The sequence below is a fragment of the Caproiciproducens sp. genome, assembly GCF_053840905.1.
This window is the reverse complement of the sequence record NZ_JBNLXQ010000002.1, coordinates 242,580-267,829: the sequence shown is the minus strand read 5'-3', so window position 1 is coordinate 267,829 and position 25,250 is coordinate 242,580. Positions and strand designations below refer to the sequence as shown.

The following is a 25,250-nucleotide window of genomic DNA, read 5'->3' as shown; positions in this document are numbered from 1 at the left end:
TCTTTATTATGAAAAACAAATGTGATACTATTGAGGATAAAGTATGTTGAATCGGCCGCTTTCAGGCGGCGGAACGGGGGAAATATGTCTGGCGTAATCAGAGTATTTGTGGAAAAGAAACCCGGCTTCGATGTTGAAGCACAGCACATCAAAACCGACCTTGTGGACAATCTGGGCCTGGCTTCCATCGAGGAACTCAGGCTGCTGAACCGGTACGACGTGTCCGGACTTACTAAAGAAGAATTTTCCGCCGCAAGGGGAACTATTTTTTCCGAGCCCAATGTGGACGACGTTTATGACGAAACGGCTCCGGTTCCGGAGGATTTTACCGTGTTCGCCATGGAATATCTTCCCGGGCAGTACGACCAGCGCGCTGATTCCGCCGCGCAGTGCATCCAGCTTCTGACGCAGGGGGAGCGCCCGCAGGTGGCTACCGCACGCGTGATCGCCGTAAAGGGCAATTTAAGCGAAGAGGAACTGAATCAAATCAAGAGCTATCTGGTAAACCCGGTGGAAAGCCGTCTTGCCTCGTTAGCAAAGCCCGAAACCCTCGACGTGAAAGCGGATGTTCCGCCGGACGTCGCTCGCGTGACGGGCTTTATCAGTTGGAATGAAAACGAACTGAAGGCCTATTACGAATCCATGGGTTTTGCCATGAGCTTTGAAGACCTGGCGTTCTGCCGCGATTACTTCCGGAAGGAAAACCGCGACCCCAGCGTGACCGAGCTGCGCGTCATCGATACCTACTGGAGCGACCACTGCCGCCACACCACTTTTTCCACAAGGCTGGAAAATATTACAATTGAGCGGTCGGCGGTCAGCGGTGCGATTGAGGATGCGCTGAAAGCGTATTACGAGGCGCGATCCGAAGTGTACGGTGAAACGGACCGCCCCGTCTCCCTGATGGATATGGCGGTTATCGGCATGAAGCTTCTGCGAAAGCGGGAGCAGATTCCTGACCTTGACCTGAGCGAGGAAATCAACGCCTGCTCCATTGAGGTGCCGGTCACCATTGACGGGAAAGAAGAAAAATGGCTGGTGCAGTTTAAAAACGAGACCCATAACCATCCTACCGAAATCGAGCCGTTCGGCGGAGCGGCCACCTGCCTCGGCGGCGCGATCCGCGACCCGCTTTCCGGCAGGGCGTATGTCTATCAGGCGATGCGCGTGACCGGCTCAGGCGACCCGCGCGTCCCCTTTGAGGACACGCTGGCGGGCAAGCTGCCGACCCGGAAAATTACGACGGGCGCGGCGCAGGGCTACAGCTCCTACGGCAACCAGATCGGCCTTGCGACCGGTCAGGTCACCGAGCTGTACGACGCCGGTTATGTCGCGAAGCGGATGGAAATCGGCGCGGTCATCGGCGCGTCGCCGAAAGAGAACGTGGTGCGGTTCGTGCCGGACGAGGGCGATATCATCGTGCTGCTGGGCGGCAGTACGGGGCGCGACGGCTGCGGCGGCGCCACCGGTTCCAGCAAGGCGCACACCGAACAGTCCATCGAGGTCTGCGGCGCGGAGGTGCAGAAGGGCAACCCGCCGACCGAGCGCAAAATCCAGCGCCTTTTCCGAGATCCGGAGGTCGCCCGGAAAATCAAACGCTGCAACGATTTCGGCGCGGGCGGCGTCTGCGTCGCCATCGGCGAGCTTGCGGACGGACTCAGAATCGATTTGAATAAAGTTCCTAAAAAATATGAGGGCCTTGACGGAACCGAACTGGCTATTTCCGAATCGCAGGAGAGAATGGCGGTCGTGCTCGCCCCGCGGGACGCGGACGCGTTTATTGCGGCGGCGAACGAAGAAAACCTCAACGCGCAGGTGGTCGCCGTTGTGACGAAGGAGCCGCGCCTGCGTATGACGTGGCGCGGCGACACGATCGTGGACATCAGCCGCGCGTTCTTGGACACCAACGGCGTGACCCAGAAAAACGGCGTGACCATTGAAGCGGTGGACCCGGCGCGGTATTACAGAAGCTTAGTGCCGGAATGCCTGAAAAACAAACCGTTTGCCGGAGCGTTTGAAGAGAACCTTTCCCGGCTTGAGGTCTGCAGCCAGAAGGGCCTTGCCGAACGGTTCGACGCGAGCATCGGCGCAGCGACCGTCCTGATGCCGTTTGCCGGAAAATATCAGCTGACCCCGGAGGAGGCGATGGTGGCGAAAGTCCCGGTCATGCACGGAGAAACGGACGACGCCACCGCGATGTCCTACGGGTATCTTCCGGGCATCGCGCGGTTCAGCCCGTTCCACGGAGCGGCCTGGGCGGTCACGGAGAGCCTGTCCAAGCTCGCCGCTGTCGGTGCGGACCCGCTGAGAGCCCGGCTGACCTTTCAGGAATATTTTGAAAGGCTGAACACCGACCCGAAGCGCTGGGGCAAACCGGCCGCCGCGCTGCTCGGCGCGCTGAGCGCGCAGCTCGGCATGGGGTTGCCCGCGATCGGCGGCAAGGACAGCATGAGCGGCAGCTTTGAGCAGCTGGACGTTCCGCCCACGCTGGTCAGCTTTGCCGTCGCCATGACCAAGGCGAGCGGGACCGTTTCCGCCGCGTTTCAAAATCCGGGCGCTTCCGTTGTCCTGCTCCCGGTTCCCGAAAATTCGGAAACCCTGCTTCCGGACTGGGAAAAGCTGAAGGAATATTACGCGGAAATTTACAATATGATTCATCGCGGCGCGGTGGTATCCGCTTCCGTTGTCAAGGAAGGCGGCGCAGCCGCGGCGGTCGCGAAGATGTGCTTCGGCAATCGGCTGGGCTTTGTGTTCCGTGAAGGGGCGATCGATGAAAAGACGCTGTTTGCTCCCGCTTCCGGCGCGCTGATTGTGGAGCTTGCGAAAAATTGCCGGGTCGACGGGAGATTCCATCCGCTTCTTCTGGGAACAATCAGCGAAGAGCCGCGGATTGTTCTGGGCGGCGAAACGCTCCGGATCGAAGAGCTCGTTGCCGCATGGTGCGGCACGCTGGAAAAGATTTTCCCGAACAAAGCGCCGGAGCAGCCGATTACGAAGGAGATTCCGCTCTTTACGGAGCGTTTTGCAAAAGCGCCCGCGATCAGGGCCGCGAAGCCCCGGGTTTTTATCCCGGTGTTCCCGGGAACCAACTGCGAGTACGACACCGCCCGCGCTTTTGAGCGCGCGGGAGCGCAGCCGGAAATTCTGGTTGTGCGGAATTTGACTTCTGCGGATATTGAAGCTACAATTGAACGGATGGAAAAGGCGATCCGCCAGTCTCAGATCATCATGCTGCCGGGCGGGTTTTCCGGCGGCGACGAGCCGGACGGCTCCGGAAAGTTTATTGCCACCACCTTCCGCAATCCGAAGATTGCCGAAGCGGTGGGCGACCTGCTGAAAAACCGCGACGGTCTGATGCTCGGTATCTGCAACGGGTTCCAGGCGCTGATCAAGCTGGGCCTTGTGCCGTACGGCGAGATTACGAAGCCGGGCGAGGACGCTCCTACCCTGACGTTCAACACTCTTGGCCGCCACGTTTCCCGCATGGTGTATACCCGCGTGACCTCCGTCAAATCCCCGTGGTTCGCGGGCGTAAACGCGGGCGATGTGTTCGCGGTGCCGGTTTCGCACGGGGAGGGGCGCTTTGTCGCAAGCGGCGCGGTCATGGACCGCCTGATTGCCGGGGGCCAGATCGCGACCCAGTATGGAACCCCGGACGGGGTCCCCAGCGGCCGTATCGAATGGAACCCGAACGGCTCGGTCTGCGCGGTGGAGGGCATCACCAGCCCGGACGGGCGCATTCTCGGCAAGATGGCCCATTCCGAGCGCAGAGGAAAAGACCTGTACGCAAATGTTCCCGGAGCGAAGGACCAGATGATTTTTGAATCAGGTGTCAAATACTTCAAGTAATACGGGTGAAAGAATAGAATGAGTGAATTTTTCAGAAGAACCTGGGCCGAGGTCAGCCTTGACGCAATTGACCACAATTTTGAAACGATCCGTGAACAGCTCAGGCCGGAAACGCTGGTCTGCTGTGTCATCAAGGCGGACGCTTACGGCCATGGGGCGGAGGCCCTCGCGAAGGAATATGAAAAGCTGGGCGCGGACTGGTTCGCCGTTTCCAATCTGGAGGAGGCAATGCAGATCCGCAGCGCCGGAATCCGCCTGCCGATTCTGATTTTGGGCTACACACCGCCCTGTATGGCCGCGCAGCTGTGCGAACTGAACATTGCGCAGACCGTGTTCTCCGCCGGGTACGGCGAGGCGCTTTCCGCCGAAGCGGTCAAAGCGGGCGTTACGGTGCGCGTTCATATCAAGCTGGATACGGGCATGAGCCGCATCGGCTTTCTGTACCAGAACCCCGCCAGGGACGGCGGCGTGATCGATGAGATCGAAACCGTCTGCAAGCTGCCGTCGCTTGACCCGGAAGGCATTTTTACTCATTTCGCCGTCGCCGATGAGGGCAACGGCGGCCGCGGCTATACCATCATGCAGTTTGACAACCTGATGAAAGCGATTGCCCTGCTGGGACAGCGCGGCATCGCCTTCAAAATCCGCCACTGCGCGAATTCCGCCGCGATCTTCGATTACCCGGATATGCAGCTTGACATGGTGCGCCCCGGCGTGATCCTGTACGGCCTGATGCCGTCGGACAGGATGAAAAATGCCGTGGAGCTGATGCCTGCGATGGAGCTGAAAAGCGTTGTGTCGCTGGTGAAAACCGTTGAACCGCAGACCAGCGTCAGCTACGGCAGGAAATATATTGCAAAGAAACAGGTAAAAATCGCGACCGTGCCGATCGGCTATGCGGACGGCTACCCGCGGCACCTCTATATCAAGGCGAGCATGCTCGTGCGCGGGCATAAGGCAAAGATCATCGGCCGGGTGTGCATGGATCAGCTGATGCTGGACGTCACCTCCATTCCCGACGTAAAAGAGGGCGATATTGTGACCGTGTTCGGCCGCGACGGGGACGCCTGCGTTACGCTGGAGGAGCTTGCCGGTTACAACAACACCATCAATTATGAGCTTGTCTGCATGATCTCAAAGCGCGTGCCGCGCATCTACTACGAGGACGGAAAAGAAGTCGGCGAGCTGAATTATATCTGTAAATAAAATTGTTCTCAATAAAAAATGACTGCAATGATTTTTAATCATTGCAGTCATTTTTATCCTGCCTGTTTCCGACTAAATAGTCGATGGAGACTTGATAAATGCAGGACAGCTTTATCAGCATTTTAATACTCGGTCTTGTTTTGCCCGTTTCGTAATAGGAATAGCTTGAACGATCAATCCCAAGCAGTTCAGAAATTCGCTGTTGTGTAAAGCAGCGGCTTTTCCGTAACTTTTTCAGGCGTTCTTCCAGTAAAACTTCCGGTTCCCTGCAATGAATGAGTGTACTTTGCCGCATTTCCCAAACCCCTCTTTGCTATGCTATTGAAATGGCCTGTAGTAATTCCATGTATAACCTATAATATTATATATTCTATCATGTTATATAACAAAAAACAATAGGTTAAACTATATTAGGGTGAAAAAATGAACAATTTAGATAAAAGCAGGTACGTGCAGATTGGCCTGAAAATAGCATATTATCGCAAGCTGAACAATTGGACGCAGGAAAAATTGGCGGAGAAAATAGGCATCAGCCCCGGGTATCTTTCTCAGGTAGAGACTCCTTCCTTTATTCAGCCCATTTCTTTGGCAACACTTTTTGCGCTTGCCGACGCTTTTCAAATTCCGCCCTATAAGCTTTTACAGTTTGATGATATAAAAGAAATACCGTAAGCCCAATTCAGGCTTACGGTATTTTTACGCTTTCCGTTCACTTTTGCGGGATCCGGGCCATTTTACAAAGCCTTTCAAATACTGAAATTCGCGGGTGTTCCAGAACAGAACCAGATAAACCGTGTTGGGCACAAGAAGGCAGATCACGCATTTCACGGCGAAAGCCCAAAACCCGGCGCCGGGCAGGAAGGAGCAGCACAGATAGGTGAAATATCCTGTCAGCCCTGTCAGCACGGCGTAATAGACGTACCGCGCAAAATAAGTTCCGACCGGGCGGTGGAAGCCGTGCCGGAACAGGACCAGCGGCTCCACCCAGAAATCGATCGTCATGGTGCTGATAAAGGTCCCGGCAAAAACGCCGATGATTCCGTACCGCTGTACCAGGATAATGGAAAAGATCAGGTTTACCGCGGCTTCCAGAACCGCCTTGTAACGGTCGTACCAGAACAGGCCGAACGCGTCACGGAAGGTCAGCGTCGCCTGCCGCATACCGGTGACGAAGAAATTGAGGGCAATGACAAAAACAATGGGAAGGGCGAACAGAAGGCTCTTCCGCCCTGTCCACAGGACGATGAACGGGTTGAAAAGGCAGAAAAGGCTGATCGAGCAGAAGCTGAAAATCCAGAAGCACGCAAAATTGATGGAAAGGTAAATATCGTACGATTTTTTTCTGTCCTCCAGCGCGCCCAGATTCCCTACACTGGCCGTGATTCCGCTGAAAATCTGCGAGGTCAGCTGGCGCAGGGTGCTGGTAATCAGGAAGTAGTTTGAGTAGATGCCTACGCTGACGATGCCCGAAAAGCGGGAAATCAGCAGGATGTCGGTTCCGTTGACCACTGTAAAGCCAATCCGGTGCATAAACATCGCGCGGATATTTTTGATAATGGAAGACCTGTCGTCCCTGCCGAGCTTTTCTTTTTTGTACTGCCTGAGGTATGGGTACATCTGATCCGCCTTGCGCGCAAGGAAGAAGTTCGTGAAAAAGCTGAACAGAATCTGCACGCAGAGGTACAGAATAAAGTTGTGGGTCTGAAACAGGATGGCAATCTGAAGGATATTCTGCAAAATGCAGAAGCCGTACTGATATAAAGTGCAGACATAATTCTTCTGGTCAGCCACAATAATGGACTGTTTGTAGGAGAAAAAATAAGTGATGACCGTACTGAAAATATACAGCAGATAAATGACGGTCAGGTGCGGAATCCCGGGGTCATTTTTAATAAAGTACGGGTAAAACGGGGTAAAGGCAAGGCCCGCGATGCCGACGATCAGCCCGATGGTGTGATAGGCCTTTTTGTACAGGGCCATCAGCGCCCCGATTTTTTTGTGATCGTTCTGCGCCAGCGGTTTGTACATGCTGAAAATGATCGCGGTGCCTACGCCCAGCTCGGCCAGGGAAAGCAGAGTCAGGATATTGCTGAACAGCCCGCTGATCCCCAGATAAGCCTCCCCGAGGGTTCTGATGAAAATGGTCCTGCACAGGAAACTCAGCAGAATGCTGAACAGCTGGCTGCCGACATTGACAATAATATTCCTGATCGAGTTCTTACTGCGCATGGTTCACAGCCTTTCTGTCCAAAATGAATTCCGCCGGATATTCTATCCTATCATTTATTTATGAATTTATCTTTGACGGGCCATTAACAGTATATGTCGGACAAATTCCGCAGCAGGCAAGAAATTTTGTATTTACACCTTGAAATAACGCAATAAAACAGGGACGCCCCCGTTTATGAAGGGCTCCCCAATCGCTGTCAGTATACCATACTGTCTAACTTTTCGGGGTCGCTTCATCCATAGGGACTGTCCCTGTTTTGCTTTGTTGCCGTGGCTCAAAAGGCTCTTGGAATAAAACCGACCTTTTTCATGACCTTGTTCAGGGTGCGTACGGAAATGGAAAGCGCTTTCTGTGCGCTTTCGGTATAGCACTGCTCCAGATAATCCCTGTTTTTAATCAGGTCGGCGTACCGCTCCTGAATGGGGCGCAGATGCTCCACCACGGCTTCGCCCACGGTAGTCTTGAAATCGCCGTAGCCTTTATTCTCGAACTCTTTCTCGATCTGCTCGTTGGAAAGCCCGGTCACGCAGGAGTAAATGCCCATCAGGTTATTGATGCCGTCCTTGCCTTCCCCGCAGCGGACACAGGCTTCGCTGTCCGTAATCGCGCGCCTGCATTTGCGCATGATGTCCTCCGGCTTATCCAGAATGGCGACATAGGCATTGGCGTTTTCATCGGACTTGCTCATTTTTCTGGTCGGCTCCTGCAGGGACATGATGCGCGCGCCCTGCTTGGGAATATAGGCATCCGGTACGGTGAAGGTCCGGCCGTAAATGCCGTTAAAACGCTCCGCAATATTGCGGGTGAGCTCCAGATGCTGTTTCTGGTCGGCTCCCACGGGGACAAGGTCCGCCTGATACAGCAGGATGTCCGCCGCCATCAGGCTGGGATAGGTGAACAGGCCCGCGTTGACATTGTCGGCGTGCTTGGCCGATTTGTCCTTGAACTGCGTCATCCGCTGCAGCTCGCCGAACTGCGTGTAGCAGTTCAGGACCCACGCAAGCTCGGAGTGGGTGCAGACGTGGCTCTGGATGAAGAACGGGCTTTTTTCCGGGTCGATGCCGCAGGCCAGCAGCAGCGCGTACGCTTCCAGCACGTTGCGGCGGAATTTCGCGGGCTCCTGACGGACGGTGATGGTGTGCAGATCGGCCAGAGCAAAAATACAGCTGTATTCATCCTGCAGGCTGATCCAGTTTTTGAGCGCTCCCAGGTAGTTGCCGAGGGTAATCGTGCCGCTCGGCTGAATGGCGCTGAAGATGACCTTTTTGCGCTCGGTGTCGGCTGTTTCCATTTTTGAATGCCTCCAAATTAATTCCTGATGATATCGCGGGCAAGCTCGCCCAGAATTTGAATTCCCTTCAACAGCTGGATGTCGGTGGGAGTGGAAAAATTGATGCGGAAAGACTGGCAGGGATCGTTTTCATTGGTCAGAAACGCGTTGCCCGGCACGACGCAGACCTTGCGCCCGACCGCCTGACTGCAGAAATCGGTCATATCGATCCCGTCCGGCAGAGTGCACCACAGGAACAGACCGCCCTCGATCGGATTGTAGGTCACTTCCGGCGCGAGGTATTTGTCGAGCGCGGCCGTCGCAATGGCGGATTTTTTCAGGTAGACCTCGCGCAGCCGTTTCAGATGCGCGTCGAAGTCGTATTTTGTCATCAGCTCATGGCAGACGATCTGGGACCAGATGTTGGTGTGTACGTCCTCGCCCTGCTTGCAGACGATCATTTTCTGTAAAATCTCCCGCGGCGCGATCGCATAGCCCACGCGCATGCCGGGGGAGATCACCTTTGAAAAGGTGCCGGCGTAAATGACGAGCCCCTCTTCGTCCAGCGACTTGACCGCCTCGATGTGCTCCCCGTAGAAACGCAGGTCGCCGTAGGGGTTGTCCTCCAGAATCAGGACGCCGTATTTTTTGGCCAGGGTGTAAAGGCGCCGCCGTTTTTCCCAGCTCATGGTGATGCCGGACGGATTCTGGAAATTGGGGATGGTGTAAATGAACCTGACGTTTGTTTCCTCCTGCAGCGCGCGTTCCAGCTCGGCCATGTCCATGCCGTCGCTCTCCATCGGGATCCCGCGCAGGCGGCAGTTGTAGGAGCGGAAGGTGTTCAGCGAGCCGATAAAGCTCGGCGCCTCGCAGATCACCACGTCGCCCTCGTTGCAGAGCGATTTCGTCGCCAGGTCCATGACCTGCTGGGCTCCGCTCGTAATCAGAATATTGTCAAAATCACGGCCTACGCCGTGTATGCTTTTCATATAGCAGGAGAGGTGCTCGCGCAGGGGCGCGTAGCCTTCGGTGATGCTGTACTGCAGCGCGTCGATGGGCCGCTCCGACAGAATCCGCGCGGAAATCTCACTGACTTCCTTCACCGGGAAGGCCTCGGGCGCGGGATTGCCCGCAGAGAGTGATATCACGCTTGGATCGGAGGCATACTTGAAGATTTCCCTGATTGCCGACGGTTTCAGCGATAAAACGCGGTCGGAAAATTGGTATTCCATATTGTCACCCTCTCATTACTGTTGATTTTATGATACCACAGGCGTACCGCGCCGTTGCGGTATCTTTATAAATTGGCGAAGCGGGTAAAATCATCGCTTGCGATTATTTTACCACAGAAACAGGGGAAAGACTATAAAAAACCGTACAATTTATAAAAATACTTATAAAGCGATTGGAAACGTCAAATTTTTACGGCGCGTTATGACAATGGCAACCATATACATATAGTATAATTATTTTTAGCAAAAAATGGACAAGTTTCCAAATAATGTATGGCGGTGATAGGAATGTTAAAAGCGAAGGCGGGGCGCGTCAGCTTTACGGCGGCTGCTTTGGACCCTACAAAGGCTGTTGCAAAGCAGGTGGTTTATTTCACGGTGGCGCTGCTCTGTTCACGGGGATTGGTATTCGGAAAATACGCGCCGTTCGGCGTTGCGGCGGTCGCGGCATTTCCGTACTCGGGGATCTGGAGCGTTGTGCTCGGGAGCACGGCGGGGTATCTGCTGCCTTCTCCGGCGGCTGTGCCGGTACATTATATAGCGGCGGTTCTGGCTGCCGCGGCGATCCGCTGGACGTTGAATGACCTTATCAAGCTCAAAATGCATCCGGGCTTTGCCCCCGCGACGGCGTTTCTCCCGGTGTTCTGTACGGGCATGGCCATCGTCTTTGTCAACGGCTCCGCTTCGACGACCGTGGCGATGTATGTGGCGGAAGCGCTCCTTGCCGGCGGGATGGCGTACTTCTTTGCGCGTACGTCCAAGGTGATCGCTTCCGGCAGGGGCGTCGGCACCATGAACCCGCAGGAAATCGCCTGTGCGGCGCTGTCGGCGGGCGTGGTCCTGCTGTCGCTTTCCAACCTGAGCATCGGCCCGGTCTCGCTCGGGCGCGTGCTGGCGGTGGTGGCGATCCTGTTTGCCGCGCGCTACGGCGGTGTTGCCGGCGGCAGCGTGGCGGGCATTTCGGCGGGCATTGTGTTTAGCCTTTCCACCTCGGGCCTGAACTATCTTTCCGGCGCCTACGCGCTCGGCGGCATGATGGCGGGCGTATTTTCCCCGGTCGGGCAGCTCGCGTCCGTAGTCGCCTTCATTTTTTCCAACGCGGTCGCCTCGCTTCAGGTGGGCAATCAGGAAGCCGTCGTCGGGGGGCTTTACGAAGTGATGGCGGCGACCGTCTTTTATATGCTGCTGCCGCAGAAGGTCGGAGCGCCGCTGATCGGCCTGTTTTCCCACGCCGACGATACCTCCCGTTCCGACGGCCTTCGCCGCTCGGTTATCATGAAGCTTGATTACGCCGCGAAGGCCCTCGGCAGCGTCTCCGAATCGGTGGAGGAAGTCTCCAAAAAGCTTTATACTGCGTGCGCGCCGGACATCAACGGCGTGTACAAGAAAACGATAGACGACGTCTGCTGCAGCTGCGGGTTAAAGGTCTATTGCTGGGAGCGCAACTACAGCGAGAGCATGAACGTGTTCAACGACCTGACGGAGAAGCTCAGGGCGAAAGGGAAGGCCGAGCGCTCTGATTTTAGCGCGCAGTTTGCCGCGCACTGCAGCAGGCTGCCGGTGGTTATGGACAGCGTCAACGCCAATTATAATGAATTCGTGATCAGGGACGCGGCGGACAGCCGCGCGCAGCAGGTGCGCAGCATGGTTTCCGACCAGTTTACCACCACCAGCAACATGCTGGAGGATATGGCGGCGGAGCTTGAGCTTTACGAGCAGTTTGATTTTGCCGCGGCGCAGAAGGTCGGGGAAGTCCTGCGCGGGGCGGGCATCCTGCCCATTGACATCAGCTGCCGCACGGACCGTTTCGACCGCATGTCGATCGAAATCATCACCGCCCAGCTGGACGGCGTCCGCCTGAACAAAGCCGAGCTTACGGACGAAATTTCACGCGCGTGCGGCCGGAGCTTCCAGCAGCCCTGCATCAGCACGGTAAAGGGGAAGTGCAGGCTGCAGATTTCGGAGCGTCCCCTCTACCGCGTACAGACCGGATGCGCCCAGCACTCCTGCGGAAACAGGCAGCTCTGCGGCGACAGCTGGGACGCCTTCCCCGACGGCAACGGCCGACAGATCGCGATCATCAGCGACGGAATGGGGACGGGCGGCCGCGCGGCGGTGGACGGCGCGATGGCCTGCGGGATTCTGTCCCGTCTGGTTAAGGCCGGCATCGGGTTCGACGCTTCGCTCAAAATCGTAAATTCGGCACTGATGGTGAAATCGGGCGACGAATCGCTCGCGACCGTTGATTTGGCCGCGCTTGACCTTTTCAACGGGAACCTTGAATTTATGAAGGCCGGCGCGCCCATCAGCGTGCTGCGCAAATCGGGGCGGGCCGCGGTGATCGACGCTCCCGGCCTGCCGATCGGCATCCTGAACGAAATCAATTTTACCAAATCCTCGGACAGCCTGGAAAAGGACGATCTGCTGATCATGCTTTCCGACGGGGCGCTCGCCGCGGGGGACGACTGGATCTGTGAAGCGGTGGAGAAATGGGACGGCCAGATCCCGCAGGAGCTTGCAGAGGAAATCGTAACACAGGCGATTGCCCGACGCACCGACGGACACGACGACGATATCACTGCTTTGGTCATAAAAGTAAGAGAAAACGAATAAGGACGGTGACCGGAAGAGGGCGGGAGGCATTACCTCCCGCCCTGATTTTACTTTTTTTACTTCTCTTCCGGTACAATTTCGCAGTTCTCAACAGCATATTCCAGAAAAATGCCGATCAGTTCATTCCGGCTTCTTCCGCTTTTTGAAGAGAGTTCGTCAATGGCCGCAGCCGTTTCCTCCCTGATGCGTATGGAAAAGGTTTTGTACCCATCCTCGCCCTTCGGCGCCTTGGCCTTTATAATTATTTTTCGGTTTTCCATGCGGTCACCTGCTTCCAAACATATTATATGTTTGAAATTCTATTGAATATATGTTATAATTTATGTTATAAAATAAATTCTATAGTGGAGGCGGTTCCTTTGCCGGATTACCAGAGAATGTATACGACGCTTTTCAACCAGATAACAAACACAATCGAGCAGTTAAAGCTGGTACAGCAAAGAACGGAGGAGATGTATATAAAATCAGACGAAACTTTTGTAAAAATGCAAATCGGGGTAAAAAATAAAGGTGACAAGTAATTTTAGAAAAAATTTACAAAATAGCTTTCTGCATACTTCCACATAGTACTTGATATTTTTTCCATGGAGGGGTAGTATGTTGTTCAAGGCGGGGCTCGCAAAAGTCCGCCGGTAAAGCGTAACCATACTATGAAAATGAAGGAGTACGATTATGACATTGAATGTGAAAAGAACACTGACAGCCTGCGTCTGTGCGGCGTGTACGCTCGCGGCAATGGCGGGCTGCTCCAATTTCAACTCTTCCGGAAGCTCCCAGATCGCCTCCTCCGCACCGGTCTCTTCGGAAGCTGTTTCCTCCTCCGTCGCCTCCGAGGTCAGCTCGGCGCCGGAATCTTCCCAGCCGGCCGACGCTCAGGCGGATCTTCTCAAGCTGATGAAAGAGACAGCGGTAAAAGGAAAAGTGATGAACTGCGATTTCGCGGTTCAATCCAATGTAATTGAGGATGTAGAGGAAAAGTGGGGCAAGGAAGACAAATCCGAATACATTGCCGCCGCCAAGGGAACCTACGCGACCTATTCCAAGAAGGGCTTCGTGTTCGGCTTCAACAAGGGCTCTCAGCTTTTTGAAGTCAGGTCGTTTGACAGCCGGCTGAAAGAAATCACTCTTTCCAAAACGGAAGAGGTTTTCGGCGAGCCGGATTACGATGTAACCTCGGGCAGCGACAGGATCATCGGATACGTTGTCAGCAAGGACTATAAAATGCTGATGGTGTTCCCGGATTCCAAGGCGAACGGCGCGAACGCCGTGCTCGACCATTACTCTGTGTTTTATCCTGCCGGTACGGTTAACATGATGGCCGACGACCCGGGCCGCCAGTGGTAACGGAAAAAAGGATCATAAAAAAGGAAGCCGTTTCAAAAACGCGCTTCCTTTTTTGTTATCCGATATGAAACAGTGTTTCCGCGTTTCCGCGTGTAACCGTTAAAAGCTCTTCCACGGTAATTCCCCGGATTTCAGCGATCCGCGCGGCGGTATAGGCGATCAGGGTGGAATCGTTGCGCTTTCCGCGGAACGGGACCGGAGCCATATACGGGCAGTCCGTTTCCATCAGCATCCGTTCCAGCGGAACGGCGGCCGCCACCTCCACGGGTACGCGCGCGTTCTTGAATGTGACCGCTCCGCCCAGACCGATATACATGCCGAGCCGGACACACTCCATCGCCATTTCCACACTGCCGGAAAAGCAGTGCACCACGCCGGACGGCTTGTGTTTGCGGAGAATCTCCATCGTGTCCCCGTGCGCGTCGCGGTCATGCACGATGATCGGCAGGCGGTGCTTTTCCGCCAGCAGAATCTGGTTTTCAAACGCCGCCTTCTGTACGTCCCTCGGCGCATTGTCTTCAAAATGATAGTCCAGTCCGATCTCTCCGACCGCGACGACCTTGTCCCGATGAAGCAGCTCTTCCAGCTGCTCCGGATAGTTTTCCGGCGCGTCCCTGACACACTCCGGGTGGATGCCCACGGCGGCGTAAAGATACGGATAATCCGCCGCCAGCCGGACGGAAGCGCGGGAGGAGTCCAGATCCGCCCCGCAGTTGATCACGTTGCAGATCCCGCGGCCGGGCAGCCCGGCCAGAACCGCGCTGCGGTCGTCGTCAAAAGCTTCGTCGTCGTAATGCGCGTGGGAATCGAAAATAGGCTTCAGCATATCCATCATCAGCGGACTTTGCTCCCGGCGGGAATTCCGTCCACGAAAATCACTTTTACGTCTTCTCCGGCATCCGCCGCCAGAATCATGCCCTGACTTTCCACGCCGCACAGCACGGCGGGCTTCAGGTTTGCGACCAGAATGATGCTGTGCCCGGTCAGGTCCTCCGGCTGATACCATTTCGCAATGCCCGAAGCGACCGTCCTCTGGCCTTCTCCGTCGTCGATCGTCAGCTTCAGCAGCTTCTTTGCGCGCTTGATCGGCTCGCACGCGATGATTTTACCGACGCGCAGCTCGACCTTTCCGAAATCGTCGATGCCGATCTGCGCAATGCCTTCGATTTCCTTTTCCGCGGGGGCTTCCTTCTTTTCCTCGGCGGGATTCGGGATCAGCTTGTTCAGCTCCTCGATTTCCTTGTCCACGTCGATGCGCGGGAACAGCGTTTCCCCTTTGGAAATCACCGCGTCGGCGGGCAGAAGTCCCCATTTCGCCGCAGCGTCATAGGTCAGCACGTCCGCCTTCGCGCCGAGCTGTGCCTGAATTTTCGGCGCCGTTTCCGGAATGAAGGGCGTAATCAGAATCGAGACGATGCGCAGGCTCTCGCAGAGGTTGTAAATAACCGCGGCCAGGCGCGCGCGCTTTGTTTCGTCCTTTCCCAAAGCCCAGGGCATGGTTTCATCGATATATTTGTTGGTGCGGGCGATCAGCTTCCAGATTTCGGTCAGCGCGTTGCTGAACTGATAGCCGGCAATCGCGTCGTCGCATTTCTGACGCAGCCCGAGCGCGGTCTGAATCAGCTCGTCGTCAAGGGGGGCGCTTTCCCGTTCGGTGGGAATTTTGCCGCCGAAGTATTTCTCCGCCATGGCGGTGGAGCGGGAGAGAAGGTTCCCCAGATCGTTCGCAAGGTCGGAATTGATGCGGCCGATCAACGCTTCGTTGGTGAATACGCCGTCCGCGCCGAACGGGATTTCCCGCAGGAGGAAGTAACGGATGGCGTCCACGCCGTAGCGGTCGCACAGGACGACCGGGTCGACCACGTTGCCCTTCGATTTGCTCATCTTGCTGCCGTCGCCGAACAGAAGCCAGCCGTGGCCGTAGACCTGTTTGGGCAGGGGAAGGCCGAGCGCCATCAGCATGGCGGGCCAGATGATGGTGTGGAAACGCACGATCTCCTTGCCGACAAAATGCACGTCGGCGGGCCAGTATTTCTGGTAATCGGAATCATCGTCCGAACCGTAGCCCATCGCGGTGATGTAGTTGGTCAGAGCGTCCAGCCACACATATACGACGTGCTTCGGGTCGAAATCGACGGGGATTCCCCACGTAAAGCTGGTGCGGGAGACACACAGGTCCTCCAGTCCCTGCTTGATGAAATTGATCATTTCGTTTTTGCGGCTCTCCGGCTGGATGAAATTCGGCTGATCCTCATAAAGCTTCAACAGCCTGTCCGCGTATTTGGACAGACGGAAAAAATAGGCCTCTTCGTTGGCCCTTTTGACTTCTCTGCCGCAGTCGGGGCATTTGCCGTCCTTCAGCTGGGTCTCCGTCCAGAAGGATTCGCACGGGGTGCAGTACCAGCCCTCGTATTTTCCTTTGTAAATTTCCCCTTTATCATGGAGGGTTTTGAAGATTTTCTGTACCGCCCGGACATGATAATCGTCGGTGGTGCGGATAAACCGGTCGTTGGAAATATTCAGAAGCTTCCACAAATCCTGAAAGCCCGCGACAATTTTATCGACATATTCCTTGGGGGTCACACCCTCTTTTTCGGCGTTGATCTCAATTTTCTGGCCGTGCTCGTCCGTACCGGTCAGAAACATCACGTCGTAGCCCTGCATTCGCTTGTAGCGCGCGATTGCGTCGCTGGCAACGGTGCAGTAGCTGTGCCCGATATGCGCCTTACCCGAGGGGTAATAGATAGGCGTTGTGATGTAAAAAGTTTTTTTGTCCATTTTTCAGCCTCCAAGAGAATAGTATTCTCAAATAAAGTGATTAATTCTAATATTATACCATTATTTTCATCAATAGGGAATATAAAATAAAGAAACATGGCGGACTTACCCGTCGGAATCACAAATTTTGTCGAAAAATACCGCTCCGAAATTGACATCAATCCCGAAGCGGTACAATGAGACGGCAGATTTATGATATGATTAATTTGGAGCCGTGCCGGATTCGCCGGCTCCGGCATTTTCACCGTAGAGAAAAGCCCTTAAAAGCCGGCAGTTTTCCGGCAGATCCGGATCGAGCACTTCTCCGATTCCCTTGATGGTGGGTTCGGTATAGGTGTTCAGGTTTGGAACATGCATGGTTTTCATGGGATAGTTGGCAACGGAGCCCGCGATGGAAGCAAGGTACATCAGCTCCGAATCGGTGAGGTTCGTCTTGACCAGCGGCAAAAATTCATTCATCATGCTGTTGATTTTAACCGGGCTCATGCCTTCCAGCTTTTTAATCATCAGCTCCATGACCTCGCGCTGCCTGCCGGTACGGCCAAAGTCGCTGTCCGTCTCGCGGATCCGGGCGTAATACACCGCCAGCCGGCCGTCCAGATGATTGACCCCCGGCTTCAGGCTGCAGCCCATATTGCGGTTTTCCGCGTCGCAGAGCTTTTGATCCATCTGAATGTCAAGGCCGCCCATTTTATCGATAATGGTGGCAAAATTCTCAAAGTCAACGGAAATATACTTGTCTATATTGATTCTGAAATTGTTCTCCAGGGTCTGCATGGTAAGCGCCGCGCCGCCTTTTGTGTAGGCCGCGTTCAGCTTCTGCTTCTTCATTGTGGGGATTTCGACGTACAAATCCCTCAGAAAGGAAACCAGACGGAGCGTCTTGTTTTTTGTGTCGATGGAAATCAGCATGGTGGTATCGCTTCGGCTGCTGTTCCCGTCGTCTCCCTTGTCGGTGCCGATCAGCAGAATATTGGTGATCTGGTTGTCCGAAATAACACCCCACGCGGGTGCGGCGCTGGGCTGCTCAATATATTTCGAAGTGTTGATTTCCTCCGACCGGTCCAAGCGCGACATCAGATATTTTCCATATACGAAAACGCCTGCGCATACAATCAGGATCAGGCACAGGAGGCCCGTGAGAAATTTCTTCAGGCCGCTTTTTTTCCTGCCGTATTTTTTGCCTCCCCGCCGTACGGGCTGGCTGCCGCTGCTGTAAATATCGCGGTCCACATAATGGTATCGGTCGATTTCACCGGTGTCAAAATTTGTTCTTCTGCCCGCGTTTCGCGGCCCGGAACCAACACCTTTGCGCTGAGACCGGCTGTCGCGGTTTTGTCTGTTCATATTTCACCTCAAAAAACGTAATACACAAAGCAGTCTTATTCTATTGCAATTCCGCTCGCATGTCAATAGTTATGTAAACTAAAAAAAGAAAGCGGAGGTTCCTGCTTTCAGTACGCTGTTTTCAGATGGATCAGAATTTTGAACAGGCAGATTACGTAAGGCTGCCGTCGGGGGATTTTCTTCGAAGCTCTTTTAAATAGTAGTCCTTGGCGGCGGCCGGTGTTTGAAAGCTCAGGGGTTTCATGAAAATGTAAGAAAGACTGGTGCTCCAATCCTCGGCGGAAAAGAGGCTGGGCTCCATGCTTTCTACCACGGGCAGAATGACGGCGCTGTTTTCCGGCAGCCGAATATTGGAAATATACAGTTTGCATGATTCAGCTATATACTCTACCATCTTCTCACTCATTCACACACCGCCTTTCCTACTTACAAGCCGGTAACAAAAATCCTGCAATAGAATTACTACATATCATTATAGTAACGTTTCGTTACTTAGTCAACATATTTACACAAGTTTCGGCAAATTTAGTAACTGTTTGTTACATAAATTGCTTGTAAATTTCCTAAACTGTATAATTTCCGTAAGGGGATGATAAAGTGGTTGCTCGAAGATTAAAGGAGCTTCGCACGGAACATAAACTCACTCAAAATGACATAGCAGCCCTTTTAAATATATCACGGGAAGCATATTGTATGTACGAAAATCAGAAAAGACAATTAAACTACGAATCCCTTTGTATTCTTGCCGATTATTATCATGTGACGCTGGATTATCTGTTCGGGCGGTCCGATGGGCCGGATTTGACCGGGCCGATCGGGAGTGAGGAAAAGCTGCTTCTTGAGTATTACCGCGCCATGGACCAGCGGGGACGGGAAAACGTCATGGGAATGGCCAAAGTAGAGTATCAGAGAGGAATCAAAAGGAGAGATTTTTCCGGGACGGTCATATGATACTGCTCAAATAAAAGGAACGATAAGAGGTCCGCTATGAAAATTCACAGAATGTTCACGGCTCTTTTTGTTATTTTGCCATAATAATTTGCTATAATAAATCGATAAACCGGCAGAAAAAGGAGGAGATCGGAATGCAGACCCGTAAAACGCCGGGACACCGTATCGACATGCGTAAGCTGCTGGTTCGGGCGGTGGCCATCCTTTGCGCGGCGGTGATGATTGCCTCCGTGTTTCTTGCTGCTTTCGGATAACAGCTTCATAGGAAAGGCTTCCGCCCGTGGGTGGAAGCCTTTTTGCTGTGTGATACTATTCTTTTCCGGCCTGGATGAAATCCACGCCCGCGCCGTAAGGGTGGAAAACGACCCCGGTCACGCCCTTTGAGGAGGCGTAGTAATGCTTTTCGTAGTACAGGGGATAGAACACGCCCTGTTCATTCAGATACTTTTCCGCGTTTGCGAAAATCGCGGCGGAATCCGCTCCGCCGTTTTTTTCCGCGCTGTCCAGCAGGGCGTCGAAAGCGGAATCCTTCCATTTGGCGGGATTGTTCTTCTCGCTGCTTTTAAACAGGGACAGAACGGAAAGCGGGCCGTCGCTGGCCGGCTGGACGGGGCACAGCGCGATCTGATAGTCTCCCGATTGGATACGGGATACGAGCTGGTCTTCGGGAAGCGGCTCCATATTGAAGTAATTGTGGAACTGAACGTTCCAGGAAGCGATCATTTCATTGAGCATCAGCTTGACGTTGGCGTCGTCGGGGCAGATGACGGTCACGCTTTTCAGCTCTGAAAGGGAAAGTTCGCTCAGCCCCGCGGCCAGAAGAGCCGCCGCGTTTTTGTCCTGCTTTAAAAAGTAGGAGCCGCCGTTGGCAAGGCTGCGGTAAGGCTTGCCCAGCAGGGTGGTGGACGGGGGAATGAGATCGTTTGCGGCGGACATGTTTTTCGGCAGGTGCTGCAGCACCTTTGCCCGGTCAAAGGCCTGGAGGAAGGCCCGCCGGATATTTTTGCTTTTCATCAGTTCGGACTGCGTATTAAAGCAGAGGCCCCAAGTCGTATCCTCAAAGGAGGTGATGGTGCAGCCCTGCGACTGTGCGGCGGCGGCCTGACTGCCGGAAACGGCGATCGCGTCCACCGTGCCGCTTTTGAGCGCGTCGACCGGGTCGGTAATCGCGTTATCCTCGTTTTGCACGGTGAATTTCAGCTTGGACGGCAGCGGCTTTTGTTTTCCGGAATAGGTGTCGGAGCGGACAAGGTTGAGGTACTGGCCGTGGGACCATCCGTACTTTCCGTCTATTTCAAAGGGGCCGTTTCCAATCAGGTAATTTATTTCCAGGCCGTAACGCCCCGAAGTGCTTTCAAAAAACTTCTGGTTGCAGGGCATAAAGACGGGCGCCGCGGTGATGGCGGGGAAGTCCGGATAGGAATAGTTGAGCCGCACCACCAGCGTATGGGTATCCGGGGCGGTTACCCCGAGCTGGTCGGCGGGCACCGTTCCGGCGTTCACTTCCCTGGCGTTTTGAATGCAGAACATGCGGGAACAGGTCGGCGATCCGGTCTGCGGAGAAAGCGCGCGCCGAAACGCATAGACAAAATCGTTCGCGGTGACGGGCGTCCTTTCCTTGTCCGACCATTTGGCGCTGCCGCGCAGGGTGAAGGTAAATACCGTATCGTTCTCGCTGCCGACCCATTTTTCCGCAACGCCCGGGTAGGGGCGATTGTCCGCGCCAAGGCGCGTCAATCCCTCAAACAGTGCTTCGACCGCCACTGCGGCGGCACTGTCCGATGCGATCTGAGGATCCAGCGTTTTCGGTTCGGAGGCAAGATAGTAGTTGAATTTTTTATTCGCGTTTTTTGGTTCGTTTTTTCCGCATCCGGAAAAAGAAAATAATATTGTAAGGCAGAGCAGGGCTGCCGTCATTCTTTTCAGCAATCGTTCAGTCACCCCTTGGTTTGCGGGATTCCATTATTTTATCATTTTTTCTGTGCTATTGCAACGAGGTTAACATAATTGTTATCTTTTTCTGCGCGGAGGGGATTCATACGGTCGGATAAGCACAAAAAAGCTCCTTCCCATAAGGGAAAGAGCTCGGGCTGCCGACAAGGCCGCGCCTGCGCGATTTTCGGCAGTTTTTTTAGATCCATTTAAAGTTTTGCCGGTGAAAAATCATTCGATGATGCTGACGCCGTCCATTTCCGGCGGCTGGGGAAGATCCAGAATTTTGAGCATGGTCGGGGCAATGTCCGCCAGCCTTCCGCCGGAGCGGAGCCTGCACGGATAGCCGACCACACAGAACGGAACGGGATTTGTCGTGTGCGCGGTGAAGGGCGAACCGTCTTCTTCGTACATTTTATCGGCGTTGCCGTGGTCGGCCGTAATCAGAGCGACGCCGCCCGCCTCGGAAATGGCGTGAACCACCCTGCCCACGCAGGCGTCCACCGCTTCCACGGCGGCCTTGGCCGCGCTGAAAATACCGGTGTGGCCCACCATGTCGCAGTTGGCAAAGTTCAGGATGATGACGTCGTATTTTCCGCTTTTGATGCGTTCCACCAAAGCGTCCGTGACCTCATATGCGCTCATTTCGGGCTGCAGGTCATAGGTCGCGACCTTGGGGGAATGGATCAGGACGCGGTCTTCGCCCGGATACTGTTTTTCCACACCGCCGTTGAAAAAGAAGGTGACGTGGGCGTATTTTTCCGTTTCGGCAATCCGCAGCTGGGTCAGGCCCTTGTCGGAAATATATTCGCCGAAGGTGTTTTTCAGCGACTGGGGCTTGAAGGCCACCAGAACGTTGGGCATGGTAGCGTCGTACTGCGTCATGCAGACGTAGGTGAGGGGGAAGAACCCGTTTCTGCGCTCAAAGCCCTGAAAGTCCGGATCAACGAAGGTACGCGTGATTTCGCGGGCACGGTCGGGCCGGAAATTGAAGAAAATAACGGAATCGTTCGCTTTGACGGCGGCGTCCTTTGCGCAGACGGTGGGAACGACGAATTCGTCGGTTACTTTTTTCCGGTAGGAATCCTCAACAGCCTGAACCGGGTCGCCGCACTGGATTCCCTCTCCGTACGCCATGGCGGCGTATGCCTTTTCCACGCGCTCCCAGCGGTTGTCGCGGTCCATCGCGTAGTAGCGGCCCATCACGGTGGCGATTTCACCCACGCCGATCTCCCTGAGCTTTTCGGCACATTCGGCGACATAGCCCTTTCCGGAATCCGGGGGAACGTCGCGGCCGTCCAGCAGGGCATGAACGTAGACCTTTTTGCAGCCGCGTCTTTTGGCCAGCTCGACCAGCGCGTAAAGGTGCCGGTTGTGACTGTGCACGCCGCCCGCGGAAAGCAGGCCGATCAGGTGCAGGGCGCCGCCGTTTTTCGCCGCGTTGTCCGCGGCGGCAAGAAAGGCGGGATTTTCAAAAAAATCGCCGTCCTGAATGGATTTTGTAATCCTTGTCAGTTCCTGATAAACGATACGGCCCGCTCCGATGTTGGTATGGCCGACCTCGGAGTTTCCCATCTGGCCGTCCGGAAGGCCGACGTCAAGGCCGGAGGCGCCGATCTGCGTGACGGGGTTATTTGCAAAGAGACGGTCTATGTTTGGTTTGTGCGCCGCCTTGATCGCGTTTCCGCTCTCTCCGGCGATCCCAAAACCGTCGAGTATCATCAGTATTAAAGGTTTTTTCATGTTTGACCAACCTGCCTTTCGGAGTGTTTTTACCTGCTTGCAGCCTTTACGATCTCCGCAAAGTCGGCCGGCTTTAAGGAAGCGCCGCCGATCAGGCCGCCGTCCACGTCGGGCTGGTCGAGCAGTTCCGCCGCGTTTTTGGCATTCATGGAGCCGCCGTACTGAATGGTGATCGCGTCGGCGCTCGCCGTGCCGTACAGCTTCGCGACGGCTGCGCGGATGGCGGCACAGGCTTCGTTGGCCTGCTGCGCGGTCGCCGTTTTGCCGGTACCGATAGCCCAGATCGGCTCATAGGCGATAATGATCTTTTTCAGCTCGTCCCCGCTGACGCCGCCGAGAGCGATTTTGGTCTGCATGGCGACCAGCTCGTCGGTGATGCCCTGTTCGCGCTGCTCCAGGTATTCGCCCACGCAGAGGATGACGGAAAGCCCGCTGTCCAGCGCCGCGCGGACGCGCTTGTTTACGGTGACGTCCGTTTCACCGAAATAGGTCCTGCGCTCGCTGTGGCCGACGATCACGTACTGCGCGCCCGTGGAAACCAGCATGTCCGCGGAAATTTCCCCGGTGAAGGCGCCGCTCTTTTCCCAGTGGCAGTTCTGGGCGCCGACGCCGATGTCGGAGCCCTTCGCGGCCTCCAGCGCGGCGGCAAGGTCGATATAGGGCACGCACGCGACAACGCCGCAGTCCGCGCCTTTTACCAGGGGCTTGATCGCATTGATCAGTTCGGTTGCCTCGGCGGGGGTTTTATTCATTTTCCAGTTGCCGGCGATGACTGCTTTTCTCAGCTTTTTGTTCATAAAGCATCTCTCCTTTAAAAATTTAATTTTCCGATTTTGTTATAAATGCGGCAGACAGGCTGCCGCATTTTCACGTACAAGCAAATGCTTGCTTTTTTATTTGTCGTTCAGGCAGGCGATGCCGGGCAGCTCGAGGCCTTCCAGGAACTCAAGGGAAGCGCCGCCGCCGGTGGAAATATGGGTCATCTTATCGGCGAAGCCCAACTTTTCGACCGCAGCTGCGGAATCGCCGCCGCCGATAATGGAAATCGCGCCGCTGGTTGCGACCGCCTTCGCGACCGCGATCGTGCCGGCGGCGAAGTTGTCCCATTCGGAAACGCCCATCGGTCCGTTCCACACGACGGTGCCGGAGCCCTGAATGGCCTCGGAGAACAGCGCGGAGGTTTTCGGCCCGATGTCAAGGCCCATCCAGCCTTCCGGAATCTGGTCGGAATCGACGATCTTATGCTCGGCGTCGGGTTTGTATTCCGTGGCGACCACGTTGTCGATCGGGATCAGGAATTTAACGCCCTTCTCTTTTGCCTTCGCCATCATGTCCTTCGCGAGCTCGACCTTGTCGTTCTCGCAGATGGAAGTGCCGATGGCGTAGCCCAGCGCGTTCATGAAGGTGTAGGCCATGCCGCCGCCGATGATGAGGGTGTCGACCTTTTCCAGCAGGTTCGTGATCACGCCGATTTTGTCGGAAACCTTCGCGCCGCCCAGAATGGCGACGAACGGGCGCTTCGGGTTGCTGAGCGCGCCGCCCATGATGGTGATTTCCTTCTGAATCAGATATCCGCAGACCGCGGGGAGATACGCCGCTACGCCCGCCGTGGAAGCGTGTGCCCTGTGCGCGGTGCCGAACGCGTCGTTGACGTAGATTTCCGCCAGGGAGGCGAGCTGCTTTGAAAATTCAGGATCGTTCTTTTCTTCTTCTTTATGGAAGCGGACGTTTTCGATCAGCTCCACTTCTCCGTCTTTCAGGGAGGCGGCTATGCTTTTTGCGCTGTCGCCGATGACGTCGGAAGCCATCTTTACTTCCTGGCCAAGGGCCTTGGACAGGTATCTGGCAACAGGCGCGAGGGAGTATTTCATGTTGAATTCGCCCTTCGGGCGGCCCAAATGGGAGCAGAGGATTATCTTTGCCTTATGACCGATTAAATACCGAATGGTCTTCAGTGCCTCGTCAATACGCTTCGGATCGGTGATATTGCCTTCCGCGTCGAACGGGACGTTGAAATCGCAGCGGACCAGTACCCGTTTTCCGGAAACGTCAATGTCCTCCACGGTTTTCTTGTTGAGATAATTCATGCCTAGCACTCCTTTATATTATGATAACAGAAAATACGATTTACCTCCGCTATTATACAATAATCCGTTGGTAAATTCAAGCATATTGCGGGCCGAATCGGCCTTTTCCGGAAACTTTGTTAAAAAAGTATCACCACTGATATTCCCTTAATTGCCCTTTGCACAAAAGTTCCGGATACCCCCATTGCCGGAGCACCTCGTAAACGCCCACCGCCACGGAATTGGACAGGTTCAGGCTGCGCGCGTCGGCGTTGTCGATCATCGGGATGCGCACGCAGCGGCCGGGGTTTTCATACAGCAGCTTTTCGGGCAGCCCGGCCGTCTCTTTGCCGAAAAAGAGGTAGCAGCCGTCGGGGTACCGGATGTCCGAGTGGATGTGTTGGGCCTTCGTTGAAAAGAAGTAAAAATCACCCGCATTTTTACTGAAAAAATCGGAAAGGCTATTGTAACAGGTGATATCCAGCAGATGCCAGTAATCCAGCCCGGCGCGTTTCAGCTTTCTGTCGTCGATCTGAAAGCCCATCGGCCCGACAAGATGCAGCCTTGCTCCGGTCGCGGCGCAGGTGCGGGCGACGTTGCCGGTGTTTTGCGGGATTTCCGGTTCGACCATAACAATGTTCAGTGTTGGCATGGGAGGCTCCTTTATTCAAAAAATTTGGCATTAATTT

The 25,250-nt window shown here is 54.9% G+C and carries 20 protein-coding genes; 6 read left to right on the top strand and 14 right to left on the bottom strand.

All coding sequences use genetic code 11. The features are described from left to right. Positions 1-84 precede the first annotated feature (84 nt). Positions 85-3,849, top strand: a complete 3,765-nt coding sequence (locus tag ACQGQ5_RS02990; RefSeq protein ID WP_455735100.1) for a phosphoribosylformylglycinamidine synthase — start codon at positions 85-87, stop codon at positions 3,847-3,849. An 18-nt stretch (positions 3,850-3,867) separates the two neighbouring features. Continuing rightward, complete coding sequence (alr, locus tag ACQGQ5_RS02985; protein WP_455735099.1) at positions 3,868-5,055, top strand: alanine racemase; 1,188 nt, start codon at positions 3,868-3,870, stop codon at positions 5,053-5,055. A gap of 34 nt (positions 5,056-5,089) precedes the next feature. On the opposite strand, the gene ACQGQ5_RS02980 is transcribed toward alr, so the two are convergent. Next, complete coding sequence (locus ACQGQ5_RS02980; RefSeq protein WP_455735098.1) at positions 5,090-5,350, bottom strand: helix-turn-helix domain-containing protein; 261 nt, start codon at positions 5,348-5,350, stop codon at positions 5,090-5,092. A gap of 128 nt (positions 5,351-5,478) precedes the next feature. On the opposite strand from ACQGQ5_RS02980, the gene ACQGQ5_RS02975 reads away from it, so the two are divergent. After that, a complete protein-coding gene (locus tag ACQGQ5_RS02975) occupies positions 5,479-5,727 on the top strand; it encodes a helix-turn-helix domain-containing protein (RefSeq protein WP_038323065.1) in 249 nt (82 codons plus the stop codon). A gap of 24 nt (positions 5,728-5,751) precedes the next feature. Here ACQGQ5_RS02975 and ACQGQ5_RS02970 read toward each other — a convergent pair whose 3' ends face one another. From ACQGQ5_RS02970 to ACQGQ5_RS02960, 3 genes are all read right to left on the bottom strand, one after another. Continuing rightward, on the bottom strand, positions 5,752-7,284 hold the full coding sequence (locus ACQGQ5_RS02970) for a lipopolysaccharide biosynthesis protein (protein WP_455735097.1): 1,533 nt from the start codon (positions 7,282-7,284) through the stop codon (positions 5,752-5,754). A gap of 275 nt (positions 7,285-7,559) precedes the next feature. Then, on the bottom strand, positions 7,560-8,576 hold the full coding sequence (trpS, locus tag ACQGQ5_RS02965) for a tryptophan--tRNA ligase (protein ID WP_455735096.1): 1,017 nt from the start codon (positions 8,574-8,576) through the stop codon (positions 7,560-7,562). Between the two features lie 17 nt (positions 8,577-8,593). Then, entirely contained in the window at positions 8,594-9,787 is a 1,194-nt protein-coding gene (locus ACQGQ5_RS02960; protein ID WP_455735095.1) for an aminotransferase-like domain-containing protein, read from the bottom strand. Positions 9,788-10,075: 288 nt separating this feature from the next. Between ACQGQ5_RS02960 and ACQGQ5_RS02955 the strand changes: the two genes are divergently transcribed. After that, positions 10,076-12,400 carry a SpoIIE family protein phosphatase gene (locus ACQGQ5_RS02955; RefSeq protein WP_455735094.1) on the top strand — a complete coding sequence of 775 codons (2,325 nt, stop codon included), beginning with the start codon at positions 10,076-10,078 and terminating at the stop codon, positions 12,398-12,400. Between the two features lie 56 nt (positions 12,401-12,456). Here the strand turns inward: ACQGQ5_RS02955 and ACQGQ5_RS02950 are convergent, their stop codons facing one another. Further along, positions 12,457-12,660 carry a ribbon-helix-helix domain-containing protein gene (locus ACQGQ5_RS02950; RefSeq protein WP_038323073.1) on the bottom strand — a complete coding sequence of 68 codons (204 nt, stop codon included), beginning with the start codon at positions 12,658-12,660 and terminating at the stop codon, positions 12,457-12,459. Positions 12,661-13,072: 412 nt separating this feature from the next. Between ACQGQ5_RS02950 and ACQGQ5_RS02945 the strand changes: the two genes are divergently transcribed. After that, positions 13,073-13,744 (top strand): YjgB family protein, encoded by a 672-nt coding sequence (locus ACQGQ5_RS02945; RefSeq protein WP_455735093.1) that lies wholly within the window; start codon positions 13,073-13,075, stop codon positions 13,742-13,744. A gap of 55 nt (positions 13,745-13,799) precedes the next feature. Here the strand turns inward: ACQGQ5_RS02945 and ACQGQ5_RS02940 are convergent, their stop codons facing one another. The 4 genes from ACQGQ5_RS02940 to ACQGQ5_RS02925 form a co-directional block, all read right to left on the bottom strand. Next, on the bottom strand, positions 13,800-14,570 hold the full coding sequence (locus ACQGQ5_RS02940) for a TatD family hydrolase (protein WP_455735147.1): 771 nt from the start codon (positions 14,568-14,570) through the stop codon (positions 13,800-13,802). Between the two features lie 8 nt (positions 14,571-14,578). Beyond that, positions 14,579-16,522 (bottom strand): methionine--tRNA ligase, encoded by a 1,944-nt coding sequence (gene metG / locus ACQGQ5_RS02935; RefSeq protein ID WP_455735092.1) that lies wholly within the window; start codon positions 16,520-16,522, stop codon positions 14,579-14,581. A 201-nt stretch (positions 16,523-16,723) separates the two neighbouring features. Further along, a complete protein-coding gene (locus tag ACQGQ5_RS02930) occupies positions 16,724-17,869 on the bottom strand; it encodes an LCP family protein (protein WP_455735091.1) in 1,146 nt (381 codons plus the stop codon). 151 nt (positions 17,870-18,020) lie between these two features. Beyond that, positions 18,021-18,275 carry a hypothetical protein gene (locus tag ACQGQ5_RS02925; RefSeq protein ID WP_455735090.1) on the bottom strand — a complete coding sequence of 85 codons (255 nt, stop codon included), beginning with the start codon at positions 18,273-18,275 and terminating at the stop codon, positions 18,021-18,023. Between the two features lie 191 nt (positions 18,276-18,466). Here ACQGQ5_RS02925 and ACQGQ5_RS02920 point away from each other — a divergent pair, with 191 nt between their 5' ends. Continuing rightward, positions 18,467-18,820: a helix-turn-helix domain-containing protein gene (locus ACQGQ5_RS02920; RefSeq protein ID WP_455735089.1), complete on the top strand. Its 354-nt coding sequence runs from the start codon at positions 18,467-18,469 to the stop codon at positions 18,818-18,820. 309 nt (positions 18,821-19,129) lie between these two features. Here the strand turns inward: ACQGQ5_RS02920 and ACQGQ5_RS02915 are convergent, their stop codons facing one another. The 5 genes from ACQGQ5_RS02915 to ACQGQ5_RS02895 all read right to left on the bottom strand — a co-directional run bounded on the left by ACQGQ5_RS02915 (position 19,130) and on the right by ACQGQ5_RS02895 (position 25,213). Next, the gene (locus ACQGQ5_RS02915) at positions 19,130-20,749 is read right to left on the bottom strand and encodes a peptide ABC transporter substrate-binding protein (RefSeq protein ID WP_455735088.1); all 1,620 of its coding nucleotides are present in this window, start codon (positions 20,747-20,749) and stop codon (positions 19,130-19,132) included. A gap of 234 nt (positions 20,750-20,983) precedes the next feature. Further along, the gene (gpmI, locus tag ACQGQ5_RS02910; RefSeq protein WP_455735087.1) at positions 20,984-22,495 is read right to left on the bottom strand and encodes a 2,3-bisphosphoglycerate-independent phosphoglycerate mutase; all 1,512 of its coding nucleotides are present in this window, start codon (positions 22,493-22,495) and stop codon (positions 20,984-20,986) included. A gap of 29 nt (positions 22,496-22,524) precedes the next feature. Next, positions 22,525-23,292, bottom strand: a complete 768-nt coding sequence (gene tpiA / locus ACQGQ5_RS02905; protein WP_455735086.1) for a triose-phosphate isomerase — start codon at positions 23,290-23,292, stop codon at positions 22,525-22,527. Positions 23,293-23,388: 96 nt separating this feature from the next. Further along, positions 23,389-24,582, bottom strand: a complete 1,194-nt coding sequence (locus ACQGQ5_RS02900; protein WP_455735085.1) for a phosphoglycerate kinase — start codon at positions 24,580-24,582, stop codon at positions 23,389-23,391. 130 nt (positions 24,583-24,712) lie between these two features. Beyond that, the gene (locus ACQGQ5_RS02895) at positions 24,713-25,213 is read right to left on the bottom strand and encodes a tRNA (cytidine(34)-2'-O)-methyltransferase (protein ID WP_455735084.1); all 501 of its coding nucleotides are present in this window, start codon (positions 25,211-25,213) and stop codon (positions 24,713-24,715) included. Between the last annotated feature and the right edge of the window lie 37 nt (positions 25,214-25,250).